The 11,777-nt window shown below is 63.3% G+C and carries 9 protein-coding genes and 1 pseudogene; 7 read left to right on the top strand and 3 right to left on the bottom strand.

The annotated features are described in order from the left end of the window. The first annotated feature begins 85 nt into the window (after positions 1-85). The 3 genes from ACGYKA_RS00530 to ACGYKA_RS00520 all read left to right on the top strand — a co-directional run bounded on the left by ACGYKA_RS00530 (position 86) and on the right by ACGYKA_RS00520 (position 3,404). Complete coding sequence (locus ACGYKA_RS00530; RefSeq protein ID WP_168612016.1) at positions 86-310, top strand: hypothetical protein; 225 nt, start codon at positions 86-88, stop codon at positions 308-310. Positions 311-400: 90 nt separating this feature from the next. Beyond that, the gene (locus ACGYKA_RS00525) at positions 401-2,563 is read left to right on the top strand and encodes a malate synthase G (RefSeq protein ID WP_394410244.1); all 2,163 of its coding nucleotides are present in this window, start codon (positions 401-403) and stop codon (positions 2,561-2,563) included. Positions 2,564-2,621: 58 nt separating this feature from the next. After that, entirely contained in the window at positions 2,622-3,404 is a 783-nt protein-coding gene (locus tag ACGYKA_RS00520) for a gamma-glutamyl-gamma-aminobutyrate hydrolase family protein (RefSeq protein ID WP_168612018.1), read from the top strand. A gap of 147 nt (positions 3,405-3,551) precedes the next feature. On the opposite strand, the gene ACGYKA_RS00515 is transcribed toward ACGYKA_RS00520, so the two are convergent. Continuing rightward, on the bottom strand, positions 3,552-4,139 hold the full coding sequence (locus ACGYKA_RS00515) for an REP-associated tyrosine transposase (RefSeq protein WP_394410246.1): 588 nt from the start codon (positions 4,137-4,139) through the stop codon (positions 3,552-3,554). 44 nt (positions 4,140-4,183) lie between these two features. Beyond that, positions 4,184-4,936 carry an SDR family NAD(P)-dependent oxidoreductase gene (locus tag ACGYKA_RS00510; protein ID WP_394410249.1) on the bottom strand — a complete coding sequence of 251 codons (753 nt, stop codon included), beginning with the start codon at positions 4,934-4,936 and terminating at the stop codon, positions 4,184-4,186. A gap of 236 nt (positions 4,937-5,172) precedes the next feature. Between ACGYKA_RS00510 and ACGYKA_RS00505 the strand changes: the two genes are divergently transcribed. From ACGYKA_RS00505 to ACGYKA_RS00490, 4 genes and pseudogenes are all read left to right on the top strand, one after another. Further along, positions 5,173-5,889, top strand: coding sequence for a porin family protein (locus ACGYKA_RS00505; protein WP_168612021.1), 717 nt, complete (start codon positions 5,173-5,175; stop codon positions 5,887-5,889). 244 nt (positions 5,890-6,133) lie between these two features. Next, positions 6,134-7,708 carry a Re/Si-specific NAD(P)(+) transhydrogenase subunit alpha gene (locus ACGYKA_RS00500; protein ID WP_394410252.1) on the top strand — a complete coding sequence of 525 codons (1,575 nt, stop codon included), beginning with the start codon at positions 6,134-6,136 and terminating at the stop codon, positions 7,706-7,708. Positions 7,709-7,721: 13 nt separating this feature from the next. Further along, a complete protein-coding gene (locus tag ACGYKA_RS00495; protein ID WP_394410255.1) occupies positions 7,722-9,155 on the top strand; it encodes an NAD(P)(+) transhydrogenase (Re/Si-specific) subunit beta in 1,434 nt (477 codons plus the stop codon). Positions 9,156-9,365: 210 nt separating this feature from the next. Then, a pseudogene (locus ACGYKA_RS00490) lies at positions 9,366-10,623 on the top strand (DUF3422 family protein). On the opposite strand, the gene ACGYKA_RS00485 reads toward ACGYKA_RS00490, so the two are convergent. Then, on the bottom strand, positions 10,559-11,632 hold the full coding sequence (locus ACGYKA_RS00485; RefSeq protein WP_394410259.1) for a YeeE/YedE family protein: 1,074 nt from the start codon (positions 11,630-11,632) through the stop codon (positions 10,559-10,561). The pseudogene ACGYKA_RS00490 and the gene ACGYKA_RS00485 sit on opposite strands and share 65 nt — an antisense overlap. Positions 11,633-11,777 lie beyond the last annotated feature (145 nt).

The following is an 11,777-nucleotide window of genomic DNA, read 5'->3' as shown; positions in this document are numbered from 1 at the left end:
AACGTAATTGGTCTGGGAAATGTTATGTCTCCAGAAGGCGGCCTGCAAGCCGAGCTGCCCCAACTTCGAGCAATGAGGTGTATCCATGTCCGCCCCCGACACCGATACCGAAACGCAGAAGAAACGGCATCGTCCCGCTTTGATCGGTATTAAAACCGCGATCATCGCAGGGGCGCTCTTGATGATTGCCGGCATCGTCTACGCGGTGTTGCAGGCCACTGACCCCTCGCCGGAAGGTGAGGTTCAGCCCGTGGATGGCCCGGCGGACGCCGAGCCGGTGATCGCCACCCCGGAGCCGGTGGCCGACTAGCGCCGCTATCGCCTGCCTGCCCGCGCTTGCGCCGCTTTGCCTTTCTGTTAGACCTTTCACAAAGGTATCCAGCGCGGGAGAGGGCGGAGAATGACGGGTAGAATTGACAAGAACGGTTTGCAGGTAGAGCCCGCGCTGGTCGACTTCATCGAAGGATCGGCGCTGCCGGGCACGGGTGTAGACGCGGATGTCTTTTGGGCGGGGCTGTCGGACCTTGTGCATGACCTCGGGCCGAAGAACCGTACGTTGCTTGAAAAACGGGCCGAAATTCAGGCCAAGATTGACGACTGGCACCGCGCACGCGTAGGCCAGCCCCACGACGCGGAAAGCTACACCGCCTTCCTGCGTGAGATTGGTTATCTTCTGCCCGAAGGCTCGGCGTTCCAGATTGAGACACAAAACGTAGACCCCGAAATCGCGCAGGTGCCCGGGCCGCAGCTTGTGGTCCCGATCACCAACGCCCGCTTTGCACTCAATGCTGCCAATGCGCGCTGGGGCAGCCTTTATGACGCATTCTACGGCACCGATGCGCTGGGCGATCTGCCGGTGGGCAAGGGCTATGATGCGGAGCGCGGTGCACGGGTGGTGGCACGGGCGAAAGCCTTTTTAGATGACGCCGTGCCGCTCTCGGCGGGCAGCCATGCGGATTTGGCGGGGTATCGCGTTGTGGACGGGCAGCTTGAAGCGGTGTTGGCGCAGGATGCCGCGCCCTGCGGCTTGGCCGATCCGGCGCAGTTCGTGGGCTACCAAGGCGCGGCGGAGGCGCCCGACGTGGTGCTTCTGCGCAACAACGGGTTGCATATCGAGATCAAGATTGACCCCGATCACGCGATTGGCAAGGACGATCCCGCCAGCGTTGCGGATGTGATCATCGAATCCGCGCTTTCGACCATCATGGATTGCGAAGACAGCGTCGCGGCGGTGGATGCCGAAGACAAGGTGCTGGCCTATGGCAACTGGCTGGGGCTGATGAAAGGGGACCTTGCCGAGACCTTTGAAAAAGGCGGCCAGACCGTTACCCGCCGCATGGCCGAGGACCGTCGCTATACCGCGCCCGATGGGGAGGGGGAGGTCACGCTGAAGGGCCGTTCGCTGATGCTGGTGCGCAATGTCGGCCATCTGATGACCAACCCCGCCGTGCTCGACCGTGAGGGGCGCGAGATTGGCGAAGGGCTGATGGATGCCATGGTGACCACGCTGATCGCCATTCATGACCTCAAACGTGCGGGCGGCAACTCGGTCACCGGCAGCGTCTATGTGGTGAAGCCCAAGATGCACGGGCCCGAGGAAGTGGCCTTTGCCGATGAGATATTCACCCATGTGGAAAAGACACTCGGCCTGCCGCAATATACTGTGAAGCTCGGCATCATGGACGAAGAGCGCCGCACCAGCGCCAACCTCATGGAATGTATCCGCGCCGCGAAACACCGGGTGGCCTTTATCAATACCGGTTTCCTCGACCGCACGGGGGACGAGATCCATACCAGTATGGAAGCCGGTCCGATGGTGCCCAAGGGCGAGATGAAGAACAGCGCTTGGATCGCCGCCTATGAGGATCGCAACGTCGATATCGGCCTTGCCTGCGGCTTGCAGGGCCGCGCGCAGATCGGCAAGGGCATGTGGGCCATGCCCGACCGTATGGCCGAGATGCTGGAGGCCAAGATCGGCCATCCCCAATCCGGGGCCAATTGCGCCTGGGTGCCATCGCCCACCGCGGCTACCCTGCACGCCACACATTACCACAAGATTGACGTCTTGGCGCGGCAGGAGGAGATCAAAGAGGGCGGCGCACGCGCCACGCTCGACGCGCTGCTGACCATCCCGGTGATGGAAGGTCGCAACCTCAGCACCGAGGAAATCACCCGCGAGATCGAGAATAACGCGCAGGGCATTCTGGGCTATGTGGTCCGCTGGATCGATCAGGGCGTCGGCTGCTCCAAAGTGCCGGACATCAACGATGTGGGCCTGATGGAAGACCGCGCGACCTGCCGCATCTCGGCCCAAGCGCTAGCGAATTGGCTGCATCACGGCGTCATCAGCCGCGAGGAAGTCGAGGCCGCGCTTAAAAAAATGGCAGCCGTGGTGGACCGTCAAAACGCCGACGATCCCAGCTATCGCCCCATGGCGCCGGGCTTTGACGGGGTGGCCTTTCAGGCCGCTTGCGATCTGGTGCTGAAGGGCCGCGAACAGCCCTCGGGCTATACCGAACCGGTGCTCCACGCGCGCCGGTTGGAGTTGAAGGCGCAGGGCTGAGGTTGAGACCGCCGCGCGAAGCGCCTATGTTCGGGCCATGGTGAATAAGAGGTAACTCATGGCCCGACCTGTCGTTGGTATTATCGGCAATTCCTACCTGCTGAACGATCAATACCCCGTCCACGCGGGCGGGCAGATGAACACCGAAGCGATTGCCGAGGTTTCGGGCTGTCTGCCGCTTATCGTGCCGAGCGATCCGCGCTTTGTCTCGGTCGAGGAATTGCTGGAGGTCTGCGACGGTTTCCTGCTGACCGGCGGGCGCCCGAATGTGCATCCCGAAGAATATGGTGAGCCTGAGACGGAGGCCCATGGTGCCTTTGACCGCGCGCGCGACGCGGTGGCGCTGGCGCTGGTGCGGGCCTGTGTGGCGCGGGGCCAACCCTTCCTCGGCCTTTGCCGCGGGTTTCAGGAGGTGAACGTCGCCATGGGTGGGTCGCTCTATCCTGAGATTCGCGATCTGCCGGGGCGTATGAACCACCGCATGCCCCCCGATGGCACCATCGAAGAGAAATTCGAACTGCGCCATGACGTGAGCTTTACTGAAGGCGGCGTGTTCCACCGTGTGATGGGCGCGTCCAAGGTGCTGACCAACACGCTGCACGGACAGGGGATCAAGGAACCCGGCCCGCGCGTGGTGATCGACGGCCACGCAGATGATGGCACGCCCGAGGCGATCTATATCAAAGACGCGCCGGGCTTTACCCTCGCGGTGCAGTGGCATCCCGAGTGGAATGCAGCCAATGACCCCGTTTCGCGCCCGCTGTTCGAACATTTCGGCGCGGCGGTGCGGGCCTGGGCGGCAGATGGATCGGCCATGCCGGTGATGACCGCCGCGCAATAGGGCCGGGCACAGGGCGCGCGCGTTGCACTCTCGATGACCGCGCGCCGCGCTTTTCGGGGCGCGGCAGCCTGCATCGCGATGCAGTCGTTCTGTCGGCCCCCCGCGACCCCGATCGCGCCGTCAACAAGTGCCTTATCTCAACGCCTCTCAACTGTGCAGCCCGCTCAATGGCGCAACAGCTTGGGCCGCGTGGTTCAGCGGCGTTACATCATCATCCAAAACCGCGTCTTTCTCGAGCGGCCCCGCCTCCGCCCCCTGAGGCGTTGCCGGACCTGAACAGTTGCGGCTATAGGAACTGTAAGGCCAAGCCTCAGGACGGTCACAATAGCCTGCATGCACGGGGCTGAGGTGCACCAAGCTGCAATGCCGTTTGAAATCTGCGGGGTCGCGGATCCGATGCTCCCAGAATCGCCGCTGCCAAATCCCTTTCTCGCCCCGTTTGATCTGCCGGAGACTGCGATGCGGGGCCGGGGGGAGATGGCGGGAAAACCGCCCCTTCCACATGCCGATCCGGTTGCCGTAATCGGTATCGTTCGGCGGCAGGGTCCAGACCGTATGGAGCACATCCGGCAAGATGGCGATGGCATCGATGCGGAAGGGTTTGCGCGCCAAAGTCTCACGCATCGCTTGGCGCAGGGCCGTGATATGCCGCAGCAGCGCATCATCATCGCGCCGCGCAAGGCGCAGAGTAAAGAAATAGCTGTTCGGGCCATGGGATGAAGGGCTGTCTCTCATGGCCCTGAGCTTGGCGCAGCTTGGTTAAAGCAACCTTAACGCCGCTACATTTGCCCGCCAGCGATTTCGATCGACTGGCCGTTGATGCTTTCGGAGCCTTCGCCGACCAGCCATGCCGCCGCAGCAGCGACTTCCGAAGGCGCGATCAGGCGTTTGTGGCGGTTGGCGTTGACCATGACATCGCGGGCCTTTTCCTCGGACAGCCCGGCGCGTTTGGAGATCGCCTGCGTGTTGCGCGCGATGATCTCGGTATCGACGTAACCGGGGCAGAGCGCGTTGAAGGTAAAGGGTTGGCCCATGTAATCTTCGCTGAGCGAGCGGATCAGCCCGATCATCCCGTGTTTGGAGGCCGAGTAGCAGGCCGCCCCCGGCAGGCCGCGCAGCCCGGCCATGGAGGAGACGGCGATGACCCGGCCCCAATCGGTCTGGCGCATGGATTTCAGGCTCTCGCGGATGGTGAGAAAGGCCCCGTCGAGATTGGTCGCCATCATGTCGCGCCAAAAATCGAGGTCGGTTTTATGCAGTGACCGGCCTTCGGCCACGCCCGCATTGGCCACGCAGATTTGCACCGGGCCATTTGCCTCGACCGCGCGGGCGATGGTCTCGGTGACCTGCGCCTCGTCGCGCACGTCCATCGCCATGCCGCTGATGCCATTGCCTGACACGGCGTCGAGCACCTCCTGCCGCCGCCCGGTGATGGTGACCTTCGCGCCCTTGGCGGCCAAGTCCTGCGCGATGGCCAGCCCGATGCCTGTGCCGCCGCCGGTGATGAATGCGTGTTTGTCTCTCAGTGTCATAATGCCTCCCCTTTGCGGGCAGGGTGGCGCGGCGGGGGCGGCAGTACAATAGGCAGCTTTTGATGACGGGGCGTTATTTTCGGGGCGGCTGGAGGGGCGATAGGCCAAATCTTGCCGCCCGCCGATCACATTTGCGGAAGCCTTACGCCGGACTATTGCAGCGCTCGCCGCCTTGGCGCACTGGTCGGATGGGTAACCTGATGACAGGGCCCTGCCAGAACCATTGGAGCAGTAAAATGAAACACATAGAATTTTCAGTTCTCGCCCTTTCCGCAGCCCTCGCTTTTGGGGCAACCACAGCGCAGGCGGTCGAAGTGACGGGTGGATCGGTCGGGCTTTCCTATTCCGCATTCGCGGACGACACCGATTTCAGCCGGCTTGGCCTTGATGGGTCGGTAGAGCTTGGCTTTAACCGCAACCTTAGCTTGCAGTTCGACGCCGGTTACAGCGACTTCGACTTTGTCGATGAAGACAGCCATTTGCTGGGCCTGCACGGCATTTACCACTGGGATGAAGCAACCTCTTTCGGGGCCTTCTACACCCGGGAGGAAGCCTTGGGCGGAGATGCGGATATCTTGGGTCTCGAAGCAGGCTATGAAATGCTGGATTGGGACTTCGAAGGCTATCTGGCCCATGTCGATACCGATGCAGGTGACGGCACGCTTGGCGGTATCAAGGCGCGTTATGCGCTGGCGGAAGGCTTTGGCATCAGCGGCTCCTATGATCGGCTAGGCAGCGATGGAGACGACCTATCGCGTTTTGCCATGCGGCTCGATCGTGAGGTTTCCCCGACCACCAATCTGTTCTTGGAAGTCGGGTCTGCCAAGGTGGACGTGGGCAGCATCAGCGAGTCCGAGCCCTTTGTCGGTCTGGGCGGTGAGATCAACTTCGGCGCGGATCGTGGCACCACCTTTGACCAGCGCGGCTTGGCGCGTCTGATCCCCGGTCTTTGATCACGACTTAGCCGTCGTTTGACACTTCGGCATGGCCCTCGGGCCATGCCATTGGCGCAGGGTGGAACGGCTGTTCCATCTCTGCGCCGAAAACAGCAAACCGTTCTTCCGATGTCGCGGTGCAGCAATTTTGCACCGTTTCACCCCGCGGTTTGCTTGTACTATTGCTGCGCGCGCGCTATCGCTCTGACTAACAAAGTTGCGCCAGAGCGGCGCGACGGGCCAGCAAAGGGGGACTCTTGGTTTGAAGATCGGGACACCAAAAGAAATATTTGAGGGCGAGAACCGGGTCGCGATGACCCCGGAAAGCGCGCTGCAACTGCAAAAGCTCGGGCATAGCTGCGTCATCGAGAGGGGCGCCGGGGCGGCTGCGGGCTTTGACGATGCCGCCTATGAAGCCGCGGATGTCGAGGTGGTGCAATCCGCCGCCGCGCTTTACGAGACTGCCGATGTGGTCGCCAAGGTGCGCCCGCCCTCCGAGGATGAGGTCAAGCACCTGCGCGAAGGCCAGACGCTGATCTCCATGTTCAACCCCGCCGGCAACACCGCGTTGATGGAGGCCGCTGCCGAGAAGGGCGCGACCGTCATGGCGATGGACATGGTGCCGCGCATCAGCCGTGCGCAGAAGATGGACGCGCTTTCGTCGATGGCGAACATCGCGGGCTACCGCGCGGTGATCGAGGCGGGCAACAATTTCGGCCGTTTCTTCACCGGTCAGATCACCGCGGCGGGCAAGGTGCCCCCGGCCAAGGTGCTGGTCGTCGGCGCGGGTGTCGCGGGGCTTGCCGCGATCGGCACGTCAACCTCGCTCGGCGCGATCACGCTAGCTTTCGACGTGCGCCCCGAAGTAGCCGAACAGGTCGAATCGATGGGCGCGGAATTCGTCTATCTTGACTTTGAAGAAGAGCAGCAGGACGGCTCCGCCTCGGGCGGCTATGCCTCTGTTTCCTCTCCCGAATTCCGTGAAGCACAGCTCGCCAAGTTCCGCGAGTTGGCGCCCGATGTGGACATCGTCATCACCACGGCGCTGATCCCCAACCGCGAGGCGCCGGAGCTTTGGACCGAGGACATGGTGCAGGCGATGAAGCCCGGCTCCGTGATCGTGGACCTTGCCGCCGAGAAGGGCGGCAACTGCAAGCTCACCAAGATGGACGAGAAGATCGTCACCGAGAATGGCGTGACCATCATCGGCTACACCGACTTCCCCAGCCGCATGGCGACGCAGGCCTCGACGCTTTACGCCACCAACATCCGTCACCTGATGGCGGACCTCACGCCCGAGAAGGACGGGGTCATCAACCACGACATGGAAGATGACGTCATCCGCGGCGCCACCATCACCCACGAGAAGGAAGTGACCTTCCCGCCGCCACCGCCCAAGGTCGCGGCCATCGCGGCGGCGCCGAAGAAGGAAAAGGTCAAGGAAAAGACTGCGGAAGAGAAACGCGCCGAGGAACTGGCGGCCTTCAAGCAGCAGACCAAGAACCAGGTCACGCTGCTGGCCGTGGGTGCGGCGCTGCTGCTGGGTGTGGGCCTTGTCGCTCCGGCCAGCTTCATGCAGCACTTCATCGTCTTCGTTCTGGCGGTCTTCGTCGGTTTCCAAGTGATCTGGGGCGTGGCGCACAGCCTGCACACGCCGCTGATGGCGGTGACCAACGCGATCTCTTCGATCATCATTCTGGGGGCGCTGATGCAGATCGGCTCCGGCTCTTGGCTGGTGATCCTTCTTGCTGCCCTGTCGGTCTTCATGTGTGGGATCAACATTTTCGGCGGCTTCCTCGTGACACGGCGCATGCTCGCCATGTTCCAGAAATCCTGAAGGAGCGAGCATCATGGAATACGGATTCACGACAGCGGCCTATGTGGTCGCAGCGGTTCTCTTCATCCTGTCGCTCGGCGGTCTGTCGGGGCAGGAAAGCGCGAAACGCGCGGTATGGTACGGTATCGCCGGCATGGCGCTGGCGGTCATCGCCACGCTGATCGGGCCGGGGGCGGGACTGTGGCTCCTCTCGCTGATCCTGATCGCCGCGGGCGGCGCCATCGGCTACCAACTGGCCACCCGCGTGCAGATGACGCAGATGCCCGAGCTGGTCGCGGCGATGCACAGCCTCGTGGGCCTCGCCGCCGTCTTCGTGGGCTACAACGCCCATATCGAACTGGGCAACGTGCTGGCGATGGACGATGTGGCGCGCAAGGCGACCGAGGGCTTTGCCGCGCTGCTGGCCAAGAAGGACAGCGTCGAGATCGCGATCCTGCGGGTTGAGCTGTTTCTCGGCGTCTTCATCGGTGCGGTGACCTTCACCGGCTCCGTCATCGCCTATGGCAAGCTCGCGGGCCGCGTCAGCTCTGCCGCGACGAAACTGCCGGGCGGTCACCTGCTCAATGCCGGTGCCGCGCTGATCTCGCTTCTGTGCCTGATCTGGTACTTCAACACCGGGGGCTTCCTGCCGCTGTTTGTCATGACGCTGGCGGCGCTGTTCATCGGGTATCACCTGATCATGGGCATCGGCGGTGCGGACATGCCGGTGGTTGTCTCGATGCTGAACAGCTACTCGGGCTGGGCCGCGGCGGCGATCGGCTTCTCGCTTGGCAACGATCTTCTGATCGTGGTCGGCGCGCTTGTGGGCTCCTCGGGTGCGATCCTCAGCTACATCATGTGCAAGGCGATGAACCGCAGCTTCATCTCGGTCATCCTCGGCGGCTTCGGCGGCAGCGCTGGCCCGGCGATGGAGGTCGAGGGTGAGCAAGTGGCGATTGAGGCCGACGGTGTGGCACAGGCGCTTAACGAGGCCGACAGTGTCATCATCATCCCCGGCTACGGCATGGCGGTGGCGCAGGCCCAAGGTGCAGTCAGCGATCTGGTCAAGAAGCTGCGCGCCAAGGGCAAGAACGTGCGTTTTGCTATCCACCCGGTGGCGGGCCGTCTGCCTGGGCATATGAACGTGCTTCTGGCCGAGGCCAAGGTGCCCTATGACATCGTGATGGAGATGGAGGAGATCAACGAAGACTTCCCCGAGACCGACGTCGCCATTGTCATCGGCTCCAACGACATTGTGAACCCCGCTGCACAGGACGATCCCAACAGCCCCATCGCCGGGATGCCGGTGCTGGAATGCTGGAAGGCGAAGACCGTCATCGTCTCCAAGCGCGGGCAGGGCACGGGCTATTCCGGCATTGAGAACCCGCTGTTCTTCAAGGAGAACACGCGCATGTTCTACGGTGACGCGAAGGCTAGCCTCGACAAGCTGCTGCCGCTGATCGACTAACGTTTTCTTTTAAAGAAAACGGCCGGGAATTTTTGAAAAATTCCCGGCCCATCCCATGAACGCCCCGCCGGAAACGGTGGGGCGTTTTCCGTTATGGTCTTGCGGTATACCTCTGTATGCATCAACCCGTTGAAAAGGCGTGATTTTTCACTGTTCATCGGCGGCAATGGCGCTATTCTCGGTGAAATACACCCAACAGCGGACCCCGTCATGGCCCCGATCAAAGACCACCCGCAGCGGCTTGCCCTTACCGGCGAAATGCACGCGCGCCCGTTTCCGCAGCTTGCCGCGCCCTCGCGGGTTGCCTTTCTCGCGGTGAAACCCGCGCCCGATGCCGTGCCGCAAGCCGAGTTGAACGCGCTGCTGGCCCATTACGGCGCCCCGAGCGCCGATGCGGCGGCCACGCATTATTACGGAGAGATGGGCCGCTTCACCCTGAAATGGGAGCAGCATACCGAGTTCGTCACCTATACGGTCATCGCCCCCTCAGGGCGGAGCCTGCCCTTCGCCGCCACGGATTTCGACGCCTTCCCAGAGGATTGGCTGGCCGAGGTGCAGGGGGAGCGGATCACCTCGGCCCTGCTTGCGGTGCTGCCGAAGCCGGAAGCCGACGATGAGATCGCCGTGCATTTGCAAGACTGGTTCGTGCCCGAAAGCCTCGCCGTGGCGGAGGTGCTGGATGGGGCGGCGGTGGTGGCCAGCGACTTTCGGATTGATCCCGCAGGCCATCTGCGCCTCGCGCTTTTCACCGATGCCACGACAGGCCAGCGGCGGATTGGGCGGATCGTGCAGCGGCTCTGCGAGATCGAGACCTATAAGGCGATGTCGATGCTGGGGTTCATGCAGGCCCGCGACATGGCCGGGGCGTTGAACGATCTGGACGGGCAGCTCTCGACGCTCATGGGAGCGATGCGCAGCGGGGCGGGCACGGCGGCTGAGGAAACGCTGCACGCGCTTTTGGACGTGTCGGTCGCGCTGGAGGCGCTGACGGCGGAGACCGCCTATCGTTTCGCCGCCACGGGCGCCTATGAGGCCATCGTCTATGAACGTATCTCGGCCCTGCGTGAGGCGCGTTTTCTGGGGCGGCAGGGCTTTGGCGAGTTCATGATGCGCCGCTATGCGCACGGTGAAATCGACCGAGACGCGTTTGCAGACCCTCGCCGCGCGGGCACTGCGGGCCGCGGATCTTCTGCGGACGCGGGTGGATGTGGAACGTTCGGCCCAGAACCAAGCGATCCTTGCCAGTATGGACCGCCGCGCCGATCTGCAACTGCGCCTGCAACATACTGTAGAGGGGCTGTCTGTTGTGGCGATTAGCTATTACGCGGTGTCGCTGGCGGGCTATCTGCTATACCCGCTCGCCGCGCCACTGGGGGTCAGCAAGGGGCTGCTGACCGCCGCTGTCACTCTGCCGGTTGTGCTTGGTGTGTGGTGGACGCTGCGCCGTCTGCGGCGGAAGATCGGTTGAGCACCGCCTGCATGGCCAAGCCGCCCAAAGCGATCATCACGATGGCCTCGATGGCCGCGACCGAAAGCGTCGGCACGCCGGAGAGCCCCGCGCCTAAGGTGCAGCCCCCGGCCAACACGCCGCCCACGCCCATCATGGCGGCCCCGGTCAGGTAGCGCCCGGTCTGGCGGGGGGCGTCAAAGCTCTGCCACCGGAACTCCCGCGCGAAGAGGCTGGCGATCAGCGCACCGACAAAAACGCCGCCCAATAGCCCAGTGCCAAAGCCTGCGGGGATCGAACTGCTGGCGATGGTCCAGAACAGCGTATCGGCGGAGGGGGAGGTGAAGCTGAGGCTCTCCATCGCGATCGGGTCGAATTCATCAAGCAGGATGAACCCGGTGCCCACCCATGCGGCGGGGACCAAGAGACCGATCAGCGCCGCCATCGCCAGTTGCCCCGGACGGTTGCCCGAGCGCAGCGCATAGGCCAGCGCCGCCACGGCGATCACACCAGCCCAGAGCAGCGCACCGCCGGGCAGGGCGGCGAGGCTCACGTTCTCTCCCATATTTACGGTGACGGAGCCGAGCGCCACGCGCAGCGGTGCCAAGACGCCTTTCAGCGTCGCATGGGCCACCACGGCAAAGACCAGCACCACCAGCGCCGCGCGCAGGTTGCCGCCGCCTGTCAGCACCGTGAGGCGCGAGATGCAGCCGCGTGTCAGCACCATGCCCGCGCCAAAGAGCAGCCCGCCCAGGGCAATCGCCAAAAACGGCACGTCGCTGGCCATGAAGCGATGCGCGTCAAAACTGATCCATCCGGCGGCCACGGCGGCCTGCGTGCCAATCACGGCCAGCGCCAGTGCGGTCAGCCAGATGCCAAGCGCTTGGCGTCGGTCTTCGCCCACGAGGCTGCGGCGAAAACAAAACCGCGTGCGCTGCGCCAGCACGCCGAACGCCAGCCCGATGAGGGCCGCCAGCAGAACGGACGCCTCTTTTGCTGTCGTCTCTTCAAAGCCGAAAGACTCAAACATCGCGAAAACCCTCAAAAACGGAATTATTTCCCATTTGGAGCGGCTGCGGGTCACAATCAAGTGAAAGCGCACAGGGCCGACCCCCAGAGGGGTGAATTAAATTCCGTATTGGTGGGAAAAGGGGCGACGCTGTTCACCCTGCGTC

The sequence above is a fragment of the Sulfitobacter sp. 1A15106 genome (genome assembly GCF_043556995.1).
Lineage (GTDB): Bacteria > Pseudomonadota > Alphaproteobacteria > Rhodobacterales > Rhodobacteraceae > Sulfitobacter > Sulfitobacter faviae.
Note: the sequence above shows the minus strand (reverse complement) of the source record. Positions and strands in the feature narration are given on the sequence as shown.